Raw genomic sequence first — 19771 nt, forward strand, 5'->3', positions numbered from 1 at the left:
GATCTTATAATTAAATGTCGCGTCTTACCAATAGGGCTACGGTTTTTGGGGAGTTCAGCGAGGCCATCCCAGGACTGCGATGGCAAATTTGTGGCCGGTTTCCTGACAGCAGCGACCCATTTGTACACTGGCGTTGCTCGGCTTGGCAATCAAGCGTGGCGGGCGCGTGATGGAGGATGGTCGGTTTTTGCCATGCCATTGTGTCCTTTCACCTGTCTGCTGGTGCTTGTGAAACATTTCCTAATGCAAAGGCCTGGGTTATAAATGAGCCTCAGCGGCACAGGAGCCCGAAATGGATTCGAAAGAGCAACAACTGATGGAATTGCTGGGGCTGACCGCACGCTCGCTGACGCACCTGACGGCTTCGGTGACGTCCATGTCATTCGAATTGCTGCGCAGCGATGACGAAGTGACCAAGGCCGCCGGCCGGCGGATGATCGATCGCATGGCCACGATCAGCAGCGGCCTCGACGAGCATTGGCGGTTGATTGGCGAGCTGACCGGTGTACCCATCGCCCAGGAACAAGTGGAAACCATCGAGGAAATCCAACTCCTGGCGCCACCTCCCGAAGGTCCTTGAACGCACCTCATCGGCGGGCCTGATGCCCGGCAATTCACAGGACGAACGTCGCTGGCGCTGCCGGGAATCACGCGCCATAGTTTTGTTCCCGCGGCCGAAAGTGCCCGCCACGAATAAAACAGAGACTGGCCATGACCAAGACTCTCCACCACCGTGCGTGCCATCTGTGTGAAGCCATCTGTGGCTTGACCCTCGAAACCACCGAAACCGACGGCCAGGGCCTGGCGATCACCTCGATCAAGGGCGATGCGCTGGACACGTTCAGCCGTGGTCACATCTGCCCCAAGGCCGTGGCCCTGCAAGACATCCAGAACGATCCAGACCGCCTGCGCCAACCCATGCAACGCGTCGGCAGCGAATGGCAACCCATCGCCTGGGACGATGCCTTTGCGCTGGTGGCCGAGCGCCTGGCGGCTATCCAGGCGCGTCACGGCCAGAACGCGGTGGCCGTCTACCAGGGCAACCCCAGCGTGCATAACTATGGGCTGATGACCCACAGCAACTATTTCCTGGGGTTGTTGAAGACCCGCAGCCGTTTCTCGGCGACCTCGGTGGACCAACTGCCTCATCATTTGACCAGTCACCTGATGTACGGTCACGGCCTGCTCCTGCCGATTCCGGACATCGACCACACCGATTTCATGTTGATCCTCGGCGGCAACCCGCTGGCTTCCAACGGCAGCATCATGACCGTGCCAGACGTGGAAAAGCGCCTCAAGGCGATCCAGGCCCGTGGCGGCAAAGTGGTGGTGGTCGATCCACGCCGCAGCGAAACGGCGGCCATCGCTGACCAGCACGTCTTCGTCCGCCCGGGTGGTGATGCGGCACTGCTGTTTGGCTTGCTCAATACTTTGTTCAGCGAAGGCCTGACTCGTGACAGTCATCTGCCGGTGGACGGCCTGGACGAGGTGCGCGCGGCCGTCGCTTCCTTCACGGCTGAAGCGATGAGTCCGCTCTGTGCGGTGCCGGCCGCGCAGATCCGGCAATTGGCCCGGGACTTCGCCGCCGCGCCGTCAGCGGTGTGCTATGGACGGATGGGCGTGTCGACCCAGGCGTTCGGCACGCTGTGCCACTGGCTGATTCAGGTAATCAACCTGGTCACCGGCAATCTTGACCGGGTGGGCGGTGCGCTGTGCACCGAGCCGGCGGTGGACCTGGTGGCCACCACCTCGGGCGGTCATTTCAACCGTTGGCAGAGCCGGGTGTCCGGGCGTCCCGAGTACGCCGGGGAGCTGCCGGTGTCAGCCCTGGCCGAGGAGATGCTGACCGAGGGCGAAGGCCAGATTCGCGCGTTGGTGACCGTGGCCGGCAATCCGGTGCTGTCGACGCCCAACGGGCGGCAACTGGAGCAGGCCCTGGATGGGCTGGAGTTCATGGTCAGCGTCGATTTGTACATCAACGAAACCACCCGTTACGCCGACCTGATCCTACCCTCGACCTCGGCCTTGGAAAACGATCACTACGACACCACGTTCAACCTGTTCGCCGTGCGCAACGTGACCCGTTTCAACCGGGCGATCCTGCCCAAGCCCGAGGGGGCGCTGCATGACTGGGAAATCTTCGTCGGCCTGGCCAAGGCCTTCGCCGCCCGGACCGGCAAGGCGCTCAAGCCGACCATGCCGCCGGCACAGATGATCGATTTTGGCCTGCGCAACGGGGCGTATGGCGATGCCTCGCCGCACAAGCTGTCCCTGGCGACCCTGTTCGACCATCCCCATGGCATCGACCTCGGCGCACTCAAGCCCAACCTGGCGGCGCGCCTGAAAACCGAAAACCAGCGGGTGCAGGCCGCACCGGCGGTGATTCTCGCTGACCTGGCGCGCTTTGCCGCGTTGCAGGCGCCTGAGCCGGATGAGTTACTGATGATTGGCCGTCGCCATGTGCGCAGCAATAATTCCTGGATGCATAACTTCCATCGACTGGTGAAGGGCAAGCCGCGTCATCAGTTGCTGATGCACCCGGATGACCTCGCCGCGCGTGGCCTTGCCGATGGGCAGCGCGTGACCGTCAGTTCGCGGGTGGGGGTCATCGAAGTCGAGGTGCTGGGCAGCCTGGACATGATGAAAGGCGTGGTCAGCCTGCCCCACGGCTGGGGCCATGCCCGGCCGGGCGTGCAGATGACCATTGCCAGCGCACAGCCAGGCTCCAGCGCCAACGACTTGACCGATCACTGTCAGCTCGATGAGTTATCCGGCAACGCGGCGCTCAACGGTGTACCGGTGAAGGTGGCGGCTGCGTAAAATTGTCCCTGAGCAGCACGTTCTGCTTTCCGTTACAATGCGCCACCGTGTCGACATCTGAAGTCGCAAAGTTTAAGCCGAGGTGCTCCGTGGATATCATCGAAACGATTAAAGACCAGATTGCCAACAACACCATCCTGCTTTACATGAAAGGCTCGCCGAACGCGCCACAGTGCGGTTTCTCGGCCAAGGCCGCCCAGGCGGTGATGGCGTGTGGCGAGAAGTTTGCCTACGTGGACATCCTGCAGAACCCGGAAATCCGCGCCAACCTGCCCAAGTACGCCAACTGGCCAACCTTCCCGCAATTGTGGGTGGGTGGTGAGCTGGTCGGCGGTAGCGACATCATGACCGAGATGGCCGCTGACGGCTCTCTGCAGGCCACGATCAAGGCAGCTGTGGAAGCAGCGGCGGCGAATAAGACCGAAGCCTGATCCACATATCCGTATTCAGCACACAGTTTGTGGCTGAATGCGGACACTGTGGGAGCGGGCTTGCTCGCGAAAGCGGTGTGTCAGTCTCTGTTGATGTTTCTGGTACAACGCTTTCGCGAGCAAGCCCGCTCCCACAGGGGATTTAAGTGAGCCTGGGAACCCAGGCAATAAAAAGCCCCGCCTCTCGAAAGAGGGCGGGGCTTTTTAGTGGCTTGCTACTGGGAAACTTACTCTTCACCCATCTGCGATTGCAGGTAGTTCTCCAGACCGATCTTGTCGATCAGGCCCAGTTGGGTTTCCAGCCAGTCGATGTGCTCTTCCTCGGATTCGAGGATGTCTTCCAGCAGTTCACGGCTACCGAAGTCGCCAACGCTTTCGCAATGGACGATGGCGGCCTTCAGGTCGGCATGGCCGGTGCGCTCGATGCGCAGGTCGCACTCGAGCATTTCCCGGGTGTGTTCGCCGATGTGCAGCTTGCCCAGGTCCTGGACGTTCGGCAGGCCCTCGAGGAACAGGATGCGCTTGATCAGCTTGTCCGCGTGCTTCATCTCGTCGATGGACTCGTGGTACTCGTGCTTGCCCAGCTTGTTCAGGCCCCAGTCCTCGTACATGCGCGCATGCAGGAAGTATTGGTTGATCGCGACCAGCTCATTGGCAAGGATCTTGTTGAGATGCTGGATGACTGTAATGTCGCCTTTCATGATGAGGCCTGCCCTGTAATAGCTGTGTATAGGGCGGAGTTTGAGCCGCGTATTTACCAGTGTCAAACCTAAGTTATTGAATAATAAATGAAAATTAATCGGAATAAGAATGTTTGTGTTCCGCGTCTGGACGCTAACTATTTGATTTGCAGGCATAAAAAAACCGGACATTAAGTCCGGTTCCTTGAAAAGCTGTGTTTACGCGGCAGTAAATTCTACCGGGTAAGGGATCGAGGCCTGTGCCGTTTGCACCTTGGCGAGGGTTTCACGCACCACTTCCTTGGCCAGGCAGGCACATTTGCCGCATTGGCTGGCTACGCCGGTGGCCTGGCGGACTTCGCGATAGCTGCAGCAACCTTCATAGATCGCTTCGCGGATTTGTCCGTCGGTGACGCCAGTGCAGAGGCATACATACATAAGTGAGAACCGTCGCTGGTTGTGACTCAATTGAGACGGATCTTAATGTTAACGAGAATGATTGTCAAAGTTGTTTCTCAAGGACTTTCACCCAGATGACGACAGGCTGACGAACGGTTTTATCCAGCGCGACGAAAGCGGCCCGCAGCGGGCCGGCGATTTTTCGATACCACGAAAAACCGTTGAAGACAGTCCAAATGCGCGGTGTATGATGGTCGGCCCTTGTAAGCGGGTTCGTGTCACAGGGCTGTCGCCTGAGGGTGGCAGGCTGGCCCGGACCTTGTTTTCACGCTATTACATCAGGAGATATCCCATGAGCGTACTCGTAGGCAAACAAGCCCCAGACTTTACCGTTCCAGCCGTCCTCGGCAACGGCGAAATCGTCGACAGCTTCACCCTGTCCTCGGCCATCAAAGGCAAATACGGCCTGGTGTTCTTCTATCCTCTGGACTTCACCTTCGTCTGCCCATCCGAGCTGATCGCACTGGATCACCGCATGGACGATTTCAAGGCGCGCAACGTTGAAGTGGTCGCTGTTTCGATCGACTCGCACTTCACCCACAACGCCTGGCGCAACACCCCGATCAACAATGGCGGTATCGGCCAGGTGAAATACACCATGGCTGCCGACATGAAGCACGAAATCGCCAAGGCCTATGACGTTGAGTCCGAAGGCGGCGTGGCTTTCCGTGGCGCGTTCCTGATCGACGACAAGGGTGTCGTCCGTTCGCAGATCATCAACGACCTGCCGCTGGGCCGTAACATGGAAGAGCTGATCCGTCTGGTCGACGCGCTGCAATTCCACGAAGAGCACGGCGAAGTCTGCCCGGCCAACTGGAAAAAAGGCGACAAGGGCATGACTGCATCGCCTGAAGGCGTTGCCGCTTACCTGGGCGAGCACAGCGACAAGCTGTAAGCGCACCCAGGCATAAAAAAACCGGCCCTCGATGGGCCGGTTTTTTTATGGGCAGTGCAAGCCGAATGATCGGCAGAGACGCAGAGCCCTTTGCACTGAACCCTGTGGCGAGGGAGCTTGCTCCCGCTGGGTGGCGTAGCCGCCCCAAATATTTTGTGAGCGCTTCGCGCTCAAGCGGGAGCAAGCTCCCTCGCCACAAGAGCCACAAGAGCCACAAGAGCCAGGCTTGGCCAATGTCAGTCGTCGAAATCCTGCCAGCCACCCATCTCTTTCCACCGGTTGACGATGCCGCAGAACAGCTCGGCGGTCTTCTCGGTGTCGTAGCGGGCCGAGTGGGCCTCGCGGCCATCGAAGTCGATGTCGGCTGCCTGGCAGGCCTTGGCCAAGACAGTCTGGCCGTACGCCAGGCCCGCCAAGGTCGCGGTGTCGAAGCTGGAGAACGGATGGAACGGGTTGCGCTTCATGTCCAGGCGCGCGACGGCGGCGTTGAGGAAGCCCAGGTCGAAGCTGCTGTTGTGGCCGACCAGGATCGCTCGCTTGCAACCGTTGGCTTTCAGCGCCTTGCGTACGCCACGGAAGATGTCGGTCAGGGCTGTTTCTTCGCTGACCGCCATGCGCAGCGGGTGATCGAGCTTGATCCCGGTGAACTCCAGGGCCGCCGCTTCGACGTTGGCGCCTTCGAACGGTTCGACGCGGAAGAAGTAGGTGTGATCAGGGAACACAAAGCCTTTTTCGTCCATGCCGATGGTGGTCGCGGCGATTTCCAGCAGGGCGTCGGTGGCGGAATTGAAACCACCGGTTTCGACATCGACGACGACCGGCAGATAACCACGGAACCGCGCGGCCATGGGGTGACGGGCGCCGCCCGAACCACCGTTGCCGTCCAGTTCGTCGTCGAAATGATCTTCACTCACGCGTTTTCCTCCAGCAGGCGCCAGCGCAGTTTTTCACCGGCGCGCAGCGGGATGACGGTCTGCTCGCCGAAGGGCAGGCTGACAGGGGCGGTCCATTCGTCACGGACCAGGGTAATACGATCGGTGTTCACCGGCAGGCCATAGAAACGCGGGCCGTGCAGGCTGGCAAAGCCTTCGAGCTTGTCCAGCGCGTTGCGCTGTTCGAACGCCTCGGCGTACATCTCGATGGCGGCGTAGGCGGTGTAGCAGCCGGCGCAACCGCAGGCCGCTTCCTTGGCGTGCTGGGCGTGGGGGGCCGAGTCGGTGCCGAGGAAAAACTTGGCGCTGCCGCTGGTGGCGGCGTCCAGCAAGGCTTCCTGGTGGGTATTGCGCTTGAGGATCGGCAGGCAATAGAAGTGCGGCCGGATCCCGCCCACCAGCATGTGGTTGCGGTTGTACAGCAGGTGATGGGCAGTAATGGTCGCGCCGACGTTGGCCGGTGCTTCGTTGACGAACTGCACGGCATCGCCGGTGGTGATGTGTTCGAACACCACCTTGAGGGTCGGGAAGCGCTCCACGACGCGGCGCATGTGCTCGTCGATGAAAATCTTCTCGCGGTCGAACACGTCGACGTCGCCCCGGGTGACTTCACCATGGATCAACAACGGCATGCCGACTTCGGCCATGGCCTCCAGCGCCGGGAAGATCTTGTCGATGCTGGTGACGCCGGAGTCGGAGTTGGTGGTCGCGCCGGCGGGGTACAGCTTGGCGGCGTGGACAAAACCGCTGGCCTTGGCGTCGCGAATCTCTTCGGGCTGGGTGCGGTCGGTGAGGTAAAGCACCATCAGCGGTTCGAAGCGGCTGCCAACCGGGCGCGCTGCGAGGATACGCTGGCGATAGCCATCGGCCTCGGCGGCGTTGCGCACGGGCGGAACCAGGTTAGGCATGATGATTGCGCGCCCGAAGGTGCGCGCGACATCGGCGACGGTATGGGTCAACACAGCACCATCGCGAAGATGAATATGCCAGTCGTCGGGACGCAGCAGGGTCAGGCGGTCGGACATTGGGGGGCTTCCAGGCGGGTCAAACTTTGGGAATGCTACCGGAAAAGACCGATTCAGGCACCCGCTATCAAGTTCTGCCACAACTTACCGATAGCTCCTACAGGTGTGCCACGAATCCGTGCAGTACCCCGGACAGGCGTCATGCCCTCAAGCAGGCGTCGATCTTTGTATAAAAGTCAGTGGAGCCTCCCGTGCGCCAGCGTTATCTAGCCTTGCTCAGTGTGTTTGCCAGCCTTCCCGCCATGGCGCTCACTTTCCAGACCCGTCTGGAGAGCATCGAGTGGACGGTCGAAGGCGACAAGTTCGAGTGCCGGCTGAGCCAGCCGATCACCGATTTTGGCAGCGGCGAATTCGTGCGCAAGGCGGGGGAGCAGGCCACGTTCCGCCTCAAGGCTTATAACCCGATGCTCGGTGGTGGCTCCGCAACGTTGCTCGCGGCCGCGGCGCCCTGGCAGCCAGGACGGGGCGATATCAACCTGGGCTCGGTCAGGATCGGCAGCGGCGATGTGCTGTTCGACAGTTCCCAGGTACAGGCAGGCCGACTGATCAGCGGGTTGATGGAAGGCCGCAGCCCCGTGGTTCGACGCAACACCGAGGATGGGCGCGTTTCCGAAGTTCGGCTGCTGCCCGTGCGCTTCAACAAGGCGTTCAACGATTACCAGGGCTGCGTGGCGAAACTGTTGCCGAAAAACTTCGAACAGATCAAGCAAACCCAGATCGGCTTCCCCGGTGAGGGGATTGAGCTGGATGCTCGGGCCAAGGCTCAGTTGCAGGTCATGCTCGACTTTATCAAGGCAGACCCGAGCGTCAATCATGTCGAGCTTGATGGCCATTCCGACAACAGTGGCAACCGCCTGACCAACCGTGAGCTTTCACGCCGTCGGGCCCTGGCGGTTCAGGACTTCTTCAAGGCCAACGGCTTCCAGGAGTCCCAGTTCACCGTGCGCTTCCACGGCGAGCGTTATCCGCTGGTCGCCAATACCAACGCCGCCAATCGGGCCAAGAACCGTCGTGTCGTCGTAAAACTGGAGCGAGTGGCGGCCACCCAGGCCCCGGCGCCACAACCGCCAACACCAGCGGCAACGCCTGCATCACCTGCTGTGGCACCCGCTGCTGCGCCGGGCAAGACGGCGGCGCCGGTTGTCCCGGCCAAGGCGGTTGCGCCTGCTGCGACGGCTGCGCGCACTTCCTGATCCCGCGCGCATCGTCGCGCAGTCGACATAATCTGTCGCTTCGTCGTCATAAGCTGTCGCGCCTCTGTAAATTATCCGCGCTGGACGTTAGACTTCCCGGCTTTCCGTACAACCCGTGGAGTGATGGCATGGCGGACGTAAACAAGGTCGTTCTGGCGTATTCCGGCGGCCTGGACACTTCGGTGATCCTCAAGTGGCTGCAGGACACATATAACTGCGAAGTGGTGACCTTCACCGCTGACCTGGGGCAGGGCGAAGAAGTCGAGCCTGCACGCGCCAAGGCCCAGGCCATGGGCGTCAAAGAGATCTACATCGATGACCTGCGCGAAGAGTTCGTCCGCGACTTCGTGTTCCCGATGTTCCGCGCCAACACCGTTTACGAAGGCGAGTACCTGCTGGGTACGTCCATCGCCCGTCCGTTGATCGCCAAGCGCCTGATCGAAATCGCCAACGAAACCGGCGCCGACGCCATTTCCCACGGCGCCACCGGCAAAGGCAACGACCAGGTGCGTTTCGAACTGGGCGCCTATGCCCTCAAGCCGGGCGTGAAAGTCATTGCACCGTGGCGTGAGTGGGACCTGCTGTCTCGCGAAAAACTGATGGACTACGCCGAAAAGCACGCGATCCCGATCGAGCGCCACGGTAAGAAAAAGTCTCCGTACTCGATGGACGCCAACCTGCTGCACATCTCCTATGAAGGCGGCGTGCTGGAAGACACCTGGACCGAGCACGAAGAAGACATGTGGCGTTGGACCGTCTCCCCGGAGAAGGCCCCAGATACCCCGCAGTACCTGGAACTGACCTATCGCAACGGCGATATCGTCGCACTGGACGGCGTGGAAATGAGCCCGGCCACCGTGCTGGCGACCCTGAACCGCATCGGCGGCGAACACGGCATCGGTCGCCTGGACATCGTCGAGAACCGTTATGTCGGCATGAAGTCCCGCGGCTGCTACGAAACCCCGGGCGGCACCATCATGCTGCGCGCCCACCGGGCGATCGAATCGATCACCCTGGACCGCGAAGTGGCCCACCTCAAGGATGAGTTGATGCCCAAGTACGCCAGCCTGATCTACACCGGCTACTGGTGGAGCCCTGAGCGCCTGATGCTGCAACAGATGATCGACGCTTCCCAGACCAACGTGAACGGCGTGGTACGCCTGAAGCTGTACAAGGGCAACGTGATCGTGACCGGGCGCAAGTCCGACGACTCGCTGTTCGATGCCAACATCGCGACCTTCGAAGAGGACGGTGGTGCCTACAACCAGGCCGACGCCGCCGGCTTCATCAAGCTCAACGCACTGCGCATGCGCATCGCTGCGAACAAGGGTCGCAAGCTGTTCTGACCTTGGCTACTCAAAAAAACGGCCTGCCTTGAGCAGGCCGTTTTTTTTGTCCTCTTTTTTTGTGCATGCCGCAGGTTCGTACCCGATGGCTCATTTATCCTGCCCGTGGGCTGCAAGATCTGTCTGGTTGTAGATGATGTACACGACGATGCCGGCGTGCCTTGAATGCTCCGTTCGACAGGTCTCGATCAAGCGCTGGGATTGGCTGCATAAGGTACACAGGGTGTCCGGCGATTCACGGCTGTGTCGATGCAGGCCTATCAGCAGCAGTCGTAGCTCCTTGCCCGTCTGGCGCAGCATTCGTTTACGCCGACCGGTCGTGTCATCCATGGTCTTTATAAAGTGTTTGCTCTTGCGAAAATCCGAAGGTGAATACAAGGAGCGATAATTGAAGTTGAGTGTGATGAAAAAAAGCAGCAACAGATAAAACGGAAAGCTGATCAGGAACCAGAGGTAATACTCGCGATCCTGATCATCCAGGAACGGCAGGGAAATCGCCGCGGAAGTTTCGGATAAAGTTGCGAATATGGCGATAAGGGTCATGGGGTTGGTGATGGTTTTCAAAGGTTTGTTCATGGTTAATGCTCATGGAATATTCATGCTCGGTGAGTAAAGTGAAAAAGAGTGTTTTGGGATAATAAGGTGTCGCGATAACCGTCAGGGATGCTGGCATTTAATGTCAGGCACCTGAGCGTCTTTTATATATGAATTCCTGTTGCTGAAGTGAGGTGAGTAAGTTTTAACAGCAAACAATTCAGTTACTCTTTATGAATAAAGAGCGTTCCGACGGTCAGTCCGCGACGGGCAGGGCGGTGAAAGAGCGCATTATTCGTGGGGAATACCGGAGTGTTGGTGAGGTCGATCTTTCTCTGAAAAAAATTCAGGACACATTTTTCCCGCCAGGATTTGTAGGAATTTTCTGTATCGCTTGTAGGTTCTGTCTCTCGGTGCGAGCGGTCAGGGGGGGGCAGTATGCCAAGGTAGAAATGACTAGGCTATTGTGCGTGCTCTAAAAATTCGAACAGCGAAGTTGGATTTGCCCATGAATAAAGTGCTGATCGTGGATGATCATCCCGTCATTCGTCTTGCTGTACGTTTGCTGATGGAGCGTCATGGATATGAGGTCGTTGCCGAAACCGACAACGGCGTCGATGCGCTACAACTTGCTCGTGAACTTATGCCCGACATCGTCATTCTTGATATCGGCATTCCGAAACTGGACGGGCTGGAGGTTATTGCCCGTTTGGCGGCCATTCCTTCATCAATGAAAGTGCTGGTGCTGACTTCCCAGGCGCCTGGACATTTTTCGATGCGCTGCATGCAAACGGGGGCGGCCGGGTATGTCTGCAAGCAACAGGACCTTACTGAGTTATTAAGTGCAATAAAGGCAGTGCTGTCCGGTTACAGTTACTTTCCCAACCAGGCACTGCACACGGTGCGATCGAGCCTGGGTAATGCCAGTGAGTCCGATATGGTTGATCGGTTATCGGGGCGGGAAATGATGGTCTTGCAGCAACTGGCGCGCGGCAAGACCAACAAGGAAATCGCCGATGGCATGTTCTTGAGCAACAAGACCGTCAGTACTTACAAGACGCGTCTGTTATTGAAACTCAATGCCCGTTCGCTGGTCGACCTGATCGAACTGGCGCAGCGCAATGGGTTGGTGTGAGGCTTCAGGTCACGCGTACTTAGTAAAAAGCCTCCATCGGGGAGGCTTTTACGTGTCAGAGATCAAAGTCGTATTCGGCCAGTTGCTTCTGTAAACGACGCTCTTCCAACAGGTTATCGATGGTGCGCCGCTTGCTCAGGTTGGTTTTCGCCACTTCCGGCACGGCCACAGGTTCGACGTCGTCGGCTTCAGCGGCGGTGAATTCGTCTTCTACATCCAGTTGTTCTTTGCCAGCACTCATGGGTTCGACTCCAGGCTAAGACTGCCATTGGCGCTCCTTATATCGATAAACCACGAGCGGGTAAAAAAGATTTTTTCAATCGATGGATCGAGAAAAGCAATAGCGCCTCAATCGTCCGACGTCTTGTGCTTGTATTCGCATAAATCTTCGATCCGGCAACTGCCGCAGCGGGGCTTGCGGGCCAGGCAGACGTAGCGTCCGTGGAGGATGAGCCAGTGATGGGAGTCCAGCAGGTATTCCTTGGGGACAAATTTCATCAGCTTCTTCTCCACTTCCACCACGTTTTTGCCGGGGGCCAGCCCGGTACGGTTGCTGACGCGGAAAATGTGGGTGTCGACGGCCATGGTCAATTGCCGAAATGCGGTGTTGAGCACGACGTTGGCGGTTTTGCGGCCGACGCCTGGAAGGGCCTCCAGCGCTTCACGGGTCTGGGGGATTTCACTGCCGTGGCGCTCGATCAGCAGGCGGCAGGTTTCAATCACGTTTTTAGCCTTGCTGTTGAACAGGCCGATGGTCTTGATGTACTCGGACAACCCTTCGACGCCCAGGGCATGGATCGCCTCTGGGGTATTGGCGACCGGGAACAGTTTGGCCGTGGCCTTGTTGACGCCGACGTCGGTGGACTGCGCCGACAGGATGACCGCGATCAGCAACTCGAACGGAGAGGAATAGGCCAGTTCGGTTTTCGGCTCCGGGTTGTCTTCGTGAAAGCGACGGAATATTTCCAGGCGTTTTGCGGCGTTCATGGGCGCGGCGTTTCCTCGAGGGTTGAAGGGGATTTGGCGGCCGTCCAGGCCTGTCGGGCGGCCAGCAGCAGCCCGAGCAGAATGAACCCGCCAGGAGCGAGCAAGGCCAGGGGCAGGCCGCTGCCGATCAGTTCATGGATGGCGCCCAGGCTGATCATCAAGAGGCCGAACACCCCAACCAGCCGCAGGCGCACAAGCAGGCGAGACTCAACGAAGAACCCACCATGCTCCAGCGCCACGCAGCTCAGGGCGATCCAGCCCATGTACAGGCTCAGCGGTTGATACAGTTCCAGCGCACAGGCCTGAATGAGCAAGCCTGTACAGGTGGCCAGGGTGGTGGCCAGCACAATGGCTGCGAGCAGCCTTTGCCCGGACGTCAGGCGCTGCCGGACAAGCCCCATTGCCAAGCCTTGGCAGGAGAGAATCAGCGCCCAGGCCAGCCATAGCGCCAGGGCGCCGGCCAGTGAATGGCTAGCGCCAACCAACGGGACGAGCAGCAGGCCGCGTGTCAGGCCCCATGGCTTATTCATCCGCAGACACTCCCGTTAACCGGGCCTTGTGCTCGTCGAAATAACGCAACGCGTCATGAACCGCCTGGAGCACCGCCCGGGACGTCACCGTTGCGCCGGCCAATTGATCGAACAGACCCTGGTCCTTTTTCAAGGCCCAGCCGCTGTCGTCAGGCGCCTGGCGTGATTTGCCGGTGAAGGCCTGCAACCAGGCGTTCGGCCAGCCGGCAATCGCCGCGCCCAACCCGGGCGTCTCGGCTTGGCGCAGGGTCTTGACCCCCAGCAACCGGCCTTGTGAATCGATGGCGACCAGCAATTCGATGCTGCCTTCATAACCCAGCGCCTGGCTACGCAGCAGCACGGCGCTGGGCTGGCCGTTGCGGGTCGCCAGGTAACCGCCCAGCAGCGTGCTATGGGCCAAGGTTACCGAGGTTGTGAAAACGGGGCGCGTCAACGGCTGATTGTCATAGTGGTCAGTGGGCAGCACGTCGAGCAAGGTCTTGTTCGCCAGCATCTGTCGCTGGGTCTCGATGCGCCCGGTCGTGCTGAGGTGCGTGAGGTAAGTGGCACCGCTACCGAGGCCAATCAACAGGACCAGGATTGCCACGCCGCCGGGATTCTTCATGTTAGCGGCCGCCGTTGTCGCGCCTCGGCGAATCGGTCCAGTGCCGGCACGCCGAGGTTCATCAGCAACACGGCGAACGCCACGCCGTCCGGGTAGCCGCCCCAGGTTCGGATCAGGTAGATCAGCAGTCCCATGCCCGCACCAAACAGCAGCCGGGCAAGCGGGGTCTTGGCCCCCGAGACCGGTTCGGTCGCGATAAAAAAGGCGCCGAGCATGGTCGCGCCGCTGAACAGATGAAACAGCGGTGAACCATGGGAATCGGAACCCGACCCGTTCCAGCACAACAGGCTGATGATGAACAGGCTCGCCAGCAGGCCCACCGGCGCATGCCAACTGAACACCCGTTGCTGCAACAGGAACAGGCCGCCTGCCAGGAAGGCCAGATTGACCCATTCGGCGCCTCGACCACCGAAACGCCCGAACGCCGGATCGGTGCCGAACAGTTCATCGATGGTCAGGTTCGTGTTGGTCCGCAGGCTGTCCAAGGCGGTCGCCCCGGCCCAGGCATCGGGCGCCGGATGAGTGCCGAACACTTGTTGCAAACCTTCCAGCAGGCCCATGCCGTGGGGCGCGGGCCATTGACTCATCTGGGCGGGAAACGCCACCAGCACCAAGGCGTATCCGAGCATCGCCGGGTTGAACGGGTTGCTGCCGACGCCGCCCCACAGGTGCTTGCCGAACAGCAAGGCGCAGGCGGCCGCCGTGACGGTCAGCCACCAGGGGCAATACGCCGGCAAGGCCAGGGCCAGCAGCGTGGCACTGACCAGCGCGCTGCCATCGTTCAGTTCGGGTTTGAGTGGTCGCTGCCGCACACGCAACACGAACGCTTCGACCGCCAGCGCGGTGAGGCCGGACAATAGCAGGTTGAGCGCCACGCCCCAGCCTTGGAACCACAGCAGCGCCAGCACGCCGGGCAGCGTCGCCAGCAACACTTGCATCATCGCTGGTCGCAGCCGTTCGTCCACCGGCTCAGGAAGCGGCATGGGCGTCCACCTGGCGTTCGGCATCCTTCACCGCTTGCTCCAGCGCCTGCAACTGTTCATCCGACACCGCGGCCGTCCGGGCTTTGCTGAGTTCGGCGCGGCGCATCGCCAGTTGGATCTTGGCCCGCTTCAGCTCGGCGTTTTGCGCCGGTGCCGGGGGCGCGGTGGCCGCAGGTGCGGCGTTTTCCAGTTGGCTCAGGGCCTGCTCGGCGGCTTCGAACTGGCGTTGCAGCACGATCAGTTGCGACTGCTGCTCGAAGGTCGGCGGATGGCCGAACGCTTTCAAGGATTTGTTCAATTGCGCCCGGCTCATGGCCAGGTCGATCTTGGCTTTTTTCAAGGCGGCATCGGCGGTGGCGGCTTTTTGCGCGCGTACGCGTTCCAATGCGGCTTGTACGGGGTCGAGCGACTGCTCCTTGGCCTGCGCCGCCCTATGGGTTCGGGCCAAGCGCTCCGCCTGGCGCTGTTCTTCTTCGCGGCGCAGGCGCGCATTGCGTTGTTCGAAGCGACGTCTGGCGTGGTTGCGCTTGGCGGTTCGCGCCTGTAGCTCATCGGTACTGAAGGCCAGGCCACCGACAATCGGCAGCACGGTCGCCATTGGCAGGGGGTGCATCTCGATGCAATCGACCGGGCAGGGCGCTACGCAAAGGTCGCAACCTGTGCATTCATCGATGAGAACGGTGTGCATCAGCTTGGCCGCGCCAACAATCGCGTCCACCGGACAGGCCTGGATGCACTTGGTACAGCCGATGCATTCGGCTTCGCGGATAAAGGCGATTTGCGCCGGGGCCGCGCCGCGGCTGGTGTCCAGTTCCAGCACGGGTATTTTCATCAGCTCGGCCAGGGCCGCGATGGTTTCGCGCCCACCGGGCGGGCATTTGTTGATCGGCTCGCCTTGGGCGATGCCTTCGGCGTAGGGCTTGCACCCTGGGTGGCCGCATTTGCCGCATTGGGTTTGCGGCAGCAGGGCATCGATACGTTGAATCAGGCTCATGTCTTGACCAGCCCGCGCAATCCGAGAAAGACCACCGCCATCAGTCCGGCGCTGATCAACTGAATCGGCAGGCCCCGAAAGGGCAGGGCAATAGCGTTATTGGAGGTTCGCTGGCGCAAATCGTCGAACAGGCTCAGCACCAGCCAGAAACCCAGCCCAGCACCCAGGCTCAGGGCCATGGCGTGGCCCAGGCCTCGGTCATCCTGGCTGTTGAGCAGCGTCACGCCCAGTACGCCGGCATTGCCCAGCAACAGCGGCCACAGCCCATCGAATGGCAGGGTCGGCAGCCAGCGCGCCAGCAGGCGCAGCAAGGGGGCGATCAGCAAGATGCTCAAGGACAGCCACGCCAACAGGCGCAGCGACACCAGGTTTGTCGGCGTCAACAGCCCATGTTCGATCAGGTAGCCCAGGGTGCCGACGACCAGCATCAAGCACGTCGTCGCCAGGCCCAAGGCGTGCACCTGCTTTCTGCCGCTGGCCGCCAGCAGTGGATCGACGCCCAGCGGCCAGTGCAACACCAGGTTGTTGATCAGGGCAGCGCTAAACAGCGTGAGGAGGATTTCGGTCATGGGCGTGTTGGTGACGAGGGGCCTGTTACAAGATTAGGCATTATCCGGCACGCCGGGCGCGTGGGCCAGATATGAAAATCCCACAGCCACCTGCGAGGCGACTGTGGGATCGGTGCAGCGGGAGTCGTATTACTTGATCCGCTGGCCCGGCTTGGCGCCGCTGTCAGGGCTCAACAGGTAGATTTCCTCACCGCCGGGGCCCGCCGCCATCACCATGCCTTCGGAGATGCCGAAGCGCATTTTGCGCGGCTTGAGGTTGGCGATCATCATCGTCAACCGACCTTCAAGCTTGGCCGGGTCCGGGTAGGCGCTCTTGATGCCGGAGAACACGTTGCGTTGCTCGTCGCCGATGTCCAGGGTCAGGCGCAACAGCTTGTCCGCTCCTTCGACGGCTTCGGCCTTGAGGATCAGCGCCACGCGCAGGTCAACGGCGGCGAAGGCATCGAAATCGATTTCCGGCGACAGCGGGTCCTTGGCCAGTTCGCCGTTGCCGGCAGGGGCGCCGGTGTCGGTCTGGCTGGCGGCCAGGTCTTCCTTGGAGGCGTCGATCATGGCTTGGACCTTGGCGGAATCGATACGGGTCATCAACGGCTTGAATTCGTTCAACTGATGGTTGCTCAGCAGGGTCTGGTGGTCGTTCCAGGTCAGCGGCGCAACGTTCAGGAACGCTTCGGCATCGGCGGCCAGCAGCGGCAGCACCGGCTTGAGGAAGATCACCAACTGGCGGAACAGGTTGATGCCCAGGGCGCAGATGGCCTGGACTTCGTCCTGCTTGCCTTCCTGCTTGGCCAGCGACCAAGGGGCCTTGTCGGCGATCCAGGCGTTGGCGCGGTCGGCCAGGGCCATGATTTCGCGCATGGCGCGGGCAAAATCGCGGCTCTCGTAGGCTTCGGCGATGCTGGGCGCGGCCGCCAGGAAGGCGTCGGTCAGTTCCGGCGCGGCGTTACCGGCGACCAGGGCGCCGGCGTTGCCCTTGTGGATGAAGCCGGCGCAACGGCTGGCAATGTTGACGACCTTGCCCACCAGGTCGGAGTTGACCTTTTGCACGAAGTCTTCGAGGTTCAGGTCGAGGTCATCGACGCCACGGCCGAGCTTGGCGGCGTAGTAGTAGCGCAGGTATTCCGGCGACAGGTGGTCCAGGTAGGTCCGGGCCTTGATGAAGGTACCGCGGGACTTGGACATTTTCTGCCCGTTGACGGTCAGGTAACCGTGGACGTTGATGGCGGTCGGCTTGCGGAAACCGGCACCTTCGAGCATCGCTGGCCAGAACAGCGCATGGAAATTGACGATGTCCTTGCCGATGAAGTGATACACCTCGGCGGTGGAGTCCTTGCCCCAGAACGCGTCGAAGTCCAGCTCCGGCGTGCGGTCGCACAGGTTCTTGAAGCTCGCCATGTAGCCGATGGGCGCATCCAGCCACACGTAGAAATACTTGCCAGGCTCGCCGGGGATTTCAAAGCCGAAGTACGGTGCATCGCGGGAAATGTCCCACTCTTGCAGGCCGGAGTCGAGCCATTCGGCGAGCTTGTTGGCCACCGCGTCGTGCAAGGTGCCACTGCGGGTCCAGGTTTGCAGCATCGCCTGGAAATCCGGCAGCTTGAAGAAGAAATGCTGGGAATCCCGGAGCACCGGGGTGGCGCCGGAAATCGCCGACTTCGGGTCTTTCAGGTCGGTCGGTGCGTAGGTGGCGCCGCATTTCTCGCAATTGTCGCCGTACTGGTCTTCGGTGCCGCATTTCGGGCAGGTGCCCTTGATGAAGCGGTCGGCCAGGAACATGTTCTTTTCCGGGTCGAAATATTGGGTGACAGAACGGGTGGCGATATGCCCGGCGTCACGCAGCTTCAGATAGATCTGGCTCGACAGCTCACGGTTTTCTTCGGCGTGAGTGGAGTGGAAGTTGTCGAAGTCCACCAGGAACTCGGCAAAGTCGGCGCTGTGTTCAGCCTGGACGTTGGCGATCAGCTGTTCCGGGGTGATGCCTTCCTTTTCCGCACGCAGCATGATGGCCGAACCGTGGGCGTCGTCGGCGCAGACATAGATGCACTGGTTGCCGCGATGTTTCTGGAAGCGCGTCCACATATCGGTCTGGATGTATTCCAGCATATGGCCGAGGTGAATCGAACCATTGGCATAGGGCAGGGCGCTGGTGACGAGGATCTTGCGTGGCTCGGACATGGGGCTCGGCTACTTGATGAAACGGAGGTCGGCCACTATAAAGCGCCGGGAAATATATTTCACCCCACTGGCCTGTTTGTGGCGAGGGAGCTTGCTCCCGCTGGGGGGCGAAGCCGCCCCAAAATGGTTCTACGCCCTGGCGTATCGGCAGCGTCAGCCTCGTTGCGACTGCTGCGCAGCCGAGCGGGAGCAAGCTCCCTCGCCACAAGAGCGTTCGTCGCCCTTAATCGGGTCGCCACAAAAGCACGCGCGGCGTAGGATAGCGGCCTGTTTTTCAAGTCTTGCTATCGGAGTTGCCCATGAGCGCCGTCAACCGCGCAGCGGTGGAAACCGTCCTTCGCCAGTACACCGACCCCTACCTGAACCAGGACCCGGTCAGCGCCGGATGCGTGCGCGCCATCGACATCCAGGGCGATCGCGTCAGCGTCCAGCTGGAAATCGGCTACGCCGCCGACCTGTTCAAGAGCGGCTGGGCGCAGATGCTGCAAATGGCGATCGAAGGCCTGGACGGCGTGACTGTCGCGAGCGTCCAAGTCACCAGCGTCATCGCCGCGCACAAGGCCCAGGCCCAGGTGCCGGGGCTGGCGAACGTCAAGAACGTGATCGCCGTGGCCTCGGGCAAGGGCGGCGTGGGCAAGTCCACCACCGCCGCCAACCTGGCCCTGGCCCTGGCCCGTGAAGGGGCGAAGGTCGGGATTCTCGATGCGGACATCTACGGTCCGAGCCAGGGCATCATGTTCGGGATCGCCGAGGGCACCCGGCCCCAGGTCAAGGATCAGAAGTGGTTCGTGCCGCTGCAGTCCCATGGCGTGGAAGTCATGTCCATGGCCTTCCTGACCGACGACAACACGCCGATGGTCTGGCGCGGGCCGATGGTGTCCGGTGCCTTGCTGCAACTGGTTACGCAAACCGCGTGGGGCGACCTGGATTACCTGGTGATCGACATGCCGCCGGGCACTGGCGATATCCAACTGACCCTGGCGCAGAAAGTCCCGGTGGCCGGTGCGGTGATCGTCACCACCCCCCAGGACCTGGCCCTGCTGGACGCGCGCAAGGGCGTGGAGATGTTCCGCAAGGTGAACATCCCGGTGCTGGGCGTGGTAGAGAACATGGCCGTGCACATCTGCTCCAATTGCGGCCATGCCGAGCACCTGTTCGGCGAAGGTGGCGGGGAAAAACTGGCGACCCAGTACGGCGTCGAATTGCTGGCTTCGCTGCCGCTGTCGATGGTGATCCGTGAACAGGCCGACGGCGGCAAACCGACGGTCATCGCCGAGCCGGACAGCCAGATCGCCATGGTCTATCAGGAACTGGCCCGCCACGTGGGCGCGCGGATCGTGTTGCAGGAAGCGGCATCGCCGGCGATGCCGAATATCACCGTCAGCGACGATTGATGCTTTGAAACACAATCCCCTGTGGGAGCGGGCTTGCTCGCGAATGCAGTGTGTCATTCAACGAATAAGTTGACTGATCCAGCGC

Annotated in this window: 21 protein-coding genes; 8 read left to right on the top strand and 13 right to left on the bottom strand. The window is 60.8% G+C overall.

Annotated features, from left to right (window positions below; translation table 11 throughout):
* Nucleotides 1-292 precede the first annotated feature (292 nt).
* From HU767_RS14505 to grxD, 3 genes are all read left to right on the top strand, one after another.
* Entirely contained in the window at nucleotides 293-580 is a 288-nt protein-coding gene (locus HU767_RS14505; protein WP_053124551.1) for a hypothetical protein, read from the top strand.
* 131 nt (nucleotides 581-711) lie between these two features.
* Nucleotides 712-2820, top strand: coding sequence for a molybdopterin oxidoreductase family protein (locus HU767_RS14510; protein ID WP_186729808.1), 2109 nt, complete (start codon nucleotides 712-714; stop codon nucleotides 2818-2820).
* An 89-nt stretch (nucleotides 2821-2909) separates the two neighbouring features.
* Nucleotides 2910-3251 carry a Grx4 family monothiol glutaredoxin gene (grxD, locus tag HU767_RS14515; RefSeq protein WP_186729809.1) on the top strand — a complete coding sequence of 114 codons (342 nt, stop codon included), beginning with the start codon at nucleotides 2910-2912 and terminating at the stop codon, nucleotides 3249-3251.
* Between the two features lie 227 nt (nucleotides 3252-3478).
* On the opposite strand, the gene bfr is transcribed toward grxD, so the two are convergent.
* Nucleotides 3479-3952, bottom strand: coding sequence for a bacterioferritin (gene bfr, locus HU767_RS14520; protein ID WP_186706323.1), 474 nt, complete (start codon nucleotides 3950-3952; stop codon nucleotides 3479-3481).
* A 198-nt stretch (nucleotides 3953-4150) separates the two neighbouring features.
* Nucleotides 4151-4369, bottom strand: coding sequence for a bacterioferritin-associated ferredoxin (locus HU767_RS14525; RefSeq protein WP_003178704.1), 219 nt, complete (start codon nucleotides 4367-4369; stop codon nucleotides 4151-4153).
* 313 nt (nucleotides 4370-4682) lie between these two features.
* Here HU767_RS14525 and HU767_RS14530 point away from each other — a divergent pair, with 313 nt between their 5' ends.
* A complete protein-coding gene (locus tag HU767_RS14530; protein ID WP_003204949.1) occupies nucleotides 4683-5285 on the top strand; it encodes a peroxiredoxin in 603 nt (200 codons plus the stop codon).
* A gap of 236 nt (nucleotides 5286-5521) precedes the next feature.
* On the opposite strand, the gene rnt is transcribed toward HU767_RS14530, so the two are convergent.
* On the bottom strand, nucleotides 5522-6199 hold the full coding sequence (gene rnt / locus HU767_RS14535) for a ribonuclease T (RefSeq protein WP_003204947.1): 678 nt from the start codon (nucleotides 6197-6199) through the stop codon (nucleotides 5522-5524).
* Nucleotides 6196-7242 (bottom strand): dihydroorotase, encoded by a 1047-nt coding sequence (gene pyrC, locus HU767_RS14540; protein ID WP_186729810.1) that lies wholly within the window; start codon nucleotides 7240-7242, stop codon nucleotides 6196-6198. Before pyrC ends, rnt begins: the two co-directional genes overlap by 4 nt.
* Nucleotides 7243-7433: 191 nt before the next feature.
* Here pyrC and HU767_RS14545 point away from each other — a divergent pair, with 191 nt between their 5' ends.
* Together HU767_RS14545 and HU767_RS14550 are read left to right on the top strand one after the other, a co-directional pair.
* Complete coding sequence (locus tag HU767_RS14545) at nucleotides 7434-8435, top strand: OmpA family protein (protein ID WP_186706321.1); 1002 nt, start codon at nucleotides 7434-7436, stop codon at nucleotides 8433-8435.
* Between the two features lie 128 nt (nucleotides 8436-8563).
* The gene (locus tag HU767_RS14550) at nucleotides 8564-9781 is read left to right on the top strand and encodes an argininosuccinate synthase (protein ID WP_053124536.1); all 1218 of its coding nucleotides are present in this window, start codon (nucleotides 8564-8566) and stop codon (nucleotides 9779-9781) included.
* 90 nt (nucleotides 9782-9871) lie between these two features.
* Here HU767_RS14550 and HU767_RS29195 read toward each other — a convergent pair whose 3' ends face one another.
* Entirely contained in the window at nucleotides 9872-10357 is a 486-nt protein-coding gene (locus tag HU767_RS29195; RefSeq protein ID WP_346343468.1) for a hypothetical protein, read from the bottom strand.
* Nucleotides 10358-10823: 466 nt separating this feature from the next.
* Between HU767_RS29195 and HU767_RS14560 the strand changes: the two genes are divergently transcribed.
* A complete protein-coding gene (locus tag HU767_RS14560) occupies nucleotides 10824-11450 on the top strand; it encodes a response regulator transcription factor (protein WP_109753848.1) in 627 nt (208 codons plus the stop codon).
* A gap of 55 nt (nucleotides 11451-11505) precedes the next feature.
* Here the strand turns inward: HU767_RS14560 and HU767_RS14565 are convergent, their stop codons facing one another.
* The 8 genes from HU767_RS14565 to metG all read right to left on the bottom strand — a co-directional run bounded on the left by HU767_RS14565 (nucleotide 11506) and on the right by metG (nucleotide 18292).
* On the bottom strand, nucleotides 11506-11691 hold the full coding sequence (locus HU767_RS14565) for a hypothetical protein (protein WP_186706319.1): 186 nt from the start codon (nucleotides 11689-11691) through the stop codon (nucleotides 11506-11508).
* A gap of 107 nt (nucleotides 11692-11798) precedes the next feature.
* On the bottom strand, nucleotides 11799-12437 hold the full coding sequence (nth, locus tag HU767_RS14570) for an endonuclease III (protein WP_186706318.1): 639 nt from the start codon (nucleotides 12435-12437) through the stop codon (nucleotides 11799-11801).
* Entirely contained in the window at nucleotides 12434-12967 is a 534-nt protein-coding gene (locus HU767_RS14575; RefSeq protein ID WP_186729811.1) for an Rnf-Nqr domain containing protein, read from the bottom strand. The genes nth and HU767_RS14575 overlap by 4 nt, the downstream gene beginning before the upstream one ends.
* Complete coding sequence (locus HU767_RS14580; RefSeq protein ID WP_186729812.1) at nucleotides 12960-13571, bottom strand: RnfABCDGE type electron transport complex subunit G; 612 nt, start codon at nucleotides 13569-13571, stop codon at nucleotides 12960-12962. Before HU767_RS14580 ends, HU767_RS14575 begins: the two co-directional genes overlap by 8 nt.
* Nucleotides 13568-14554, bottom strand: a complete 987-nt coding sequence (locus tag HU767_RS14585; RefSeq protein WP_186729813.1) for an RnfABCDGE type electron transport complex subunit D — start codon at nucleotides 14552-14554, stop codon at nucleotides 13568-13570. The genes HU767_RS14580 and HU767_RS14585 overlap by 4 nt, the downstream gene beginning before the upstream one ends.
* Nucleotides 14541-15548: an electron transport complex subunit RsxB gene (rsxB, locus tag HU767_RS14590; RefSeq protein ID WP_186729814.1), complete on the bottom strand. Its 1008-nt coding sequence runs from the start codon at nucleotides 15546-15548 to the stop codon at nucleotides 14541-14543. Before rsxB ends, HU767_RS14585 begins: the two co-directional genes overlap by 14 nt.
* Nucleotides 15545-16117 carry an Rnf-Nqr domain containing protein gene (locus tag HU767_RS14595; RefSeq protein ID WP_186706313.1) on the bottom strand — a complete coding sequence of 191 codons (573 nt, stop codon included), beginning with the start codon at nucleotides 16115-16117 and terminating at the stop codon, nucleotides 15545-15547. The genes rsxB and HU767_RS14595 overlap by 4 nt, the downstream gene beginning before the upstream one ends.
* Nucleotides 16118-16246: 129 nt before the next feature.
* Nucleotides 16247-18292 carry a methionine--tRNA ligase gene (gene metG / locus HU767_RS14600; RefSeq protein WP_186729815.1) on the bottom strand — a complete coding sequence of 682 codons (2046 nt, stop codon included), beginning with the start codon at nucleotides 18290-18292 and terminating at the stop codon, nucleotides 16247-16249.
* A 299-nt stretch (nucleotides 18293-18591) separates the two neighbouring features.
* On the opposite strand from metG, the gene apbC reads away from it, so the two are divergent.
* Nucleotides 18592-19686, top strand: coding sequence for an iron-sulfur cluster carrier protein ApbC (apbC, locus tag HU767_RS14605; RefSeq protein ID WP_186729816.1), 1095 nt, complete (start codon nucleotides 18592-18594; stop codon nucleotides 19684-19686).
* Nucleotides 19687-19771 lie beyond the last annotated feature (85 nt).

Source organism: Pseudomonas sp. SWRI179 (assembly GCF_014268705.1).
Classification (GTDB): Bacteria; Pseudomonadota; Gammaproteobacteria; order Pseudomonadales; family Pseudomonadaceae; genus Aquipseudomonas; species Aquipseudomonas zanjanensis.

What these genes read in the sequence shown, in the direction of transcription:
- HU767_RS14530 (WP_003204949.1), top strand. Translation starts at nt 4,683, where the DNA reads ATGAGCGTACTCGTAGGCAAACAAGCCCCAGACTTTACCGTTCCAGCC.
- pyrC (WP_186729810.1), bottom strand. Translation starts at nt 7,242, where the DNA reads ATGTCCGACCGCCTGACCCTGCTGCGTCCCGACGACTGGCATATTCAT.
- HU767_RS14595 (WP_186706313.1), bottom strand. Translation starts at nt 16,117, where the DNA reads ATGACCGAAATCCTCCTCACGCTGTTTAGCGCTGCCCTGATCAACAAC.
- HU767_RS14505 (WP_053124551.1), top strand. Translation starts at nt 293, where the DNA reads ATGGATTCGAAAGAGCAACAACTGATGGAATTGCTGGGGCTGACCGCA.
- HU767_RS14525 (WP_003178704.1), bottom strand. Translation starts at nt 4,369, where the DNA reads ATGTATGTATGCCTCTGCACTGGCGTCACCGACGGACAAATCCGCGAA.
- HU767_RS29195 (WP_346343468.1), bottom strand. Translation starts at nt 10,357, where the DNA reads ATGAACAAACCTTTGAAAACCATCACCAACCCCATGACCCTTATCGCC.
- HU767_RS14565 (WP_186706319.1), bottom strand. Translation starts at nt 11,691, where the DNA reads ATGAGTGCTGGCAAAGAACAACTGGATGTAGAAGACGAATTCACCGCC.
- HU767_RS14510 (WP_186729808.1), top strand. Translation starts at nt 712, where the DNA reads ATGACCAAGACTCTCCACCACCGTGCGTGCCATCTGTGTGAAGCCATC.
- HU767_RS14550 (WP_053124536.1), top strand. Translation starts at nt 8,564, where the DNA reads ATGGCGGACGTAAACAAGGTCGTTCTGGCGTATTCCGGCGGCCTGGAC.
- bfr (WP_186706323.1), bottom strand. Translation starts at nt 3,952, where the DNA reads ATGAAAGGCGACATTACAGTCATCCAGCATCTCAACAAGATCCTTGCC.
- HU767_RS14580 (WP_186729812.1), bottom strand. Translation starts at nt 13,571, where the DNA reads ATGAAGAATCCCGGCGGCGTGGCAATCCTGGTCCTGTTGATTGGCCTC.
- apbC (WP_186729816.1), top strand. Translation starts at nt 18,592, where the DNA reads ATGAGCGCCGTCAACCGCGCAGCGGTGGAAACCGTCCTTCGCCAGTAC.
- HU767_RS14560 (WP_109753848.1), top strand. Translation starts at nt 10,824, where the DNA reads ATGAATAAAGTGCTGATCGTGGATGATCATCCCGTCATTCGTCTTGCT.
- HU767_RS14575 (WP_186729811.1), bottom strand. Translation starts at nt 12,967, where the DNA reads ATGAATAAGCCATGGGGCCTGACACGCGGCCTGCTGCTCGTCCCGTTG.
- HU767_RS14585 (WP_186729813.1), bottom strand. Translation starts at nt 14,554, where the DNA reads ATGCCGCTTCCTGAGCCGGTGGACGAACGGCTGCGACCAGCGATGATG.
- nth (WP_186706318.1), bottom strand. Translation starts at nt 12,437, where the DNA reads ATGAACGCCGCAAAACGCCTGGAAATATTCCGTCGCTTTCACGAAGAC.
- metG (WP_186729815.1), bottom strand. Translation starts at nt 18,292, where the DNA reads ATGTCCGAGCCACGCAAGATCCTCGTCACCAGCGCCCTGCCCTATGCC.
- rsxB (WP_186729814.1), bottom strand. Translation starts at nt 15,548, where the DNA reads ATGAGCCTGATTCAACGTATCGATGCCCTGCTGCCGCAAACCCAATGC.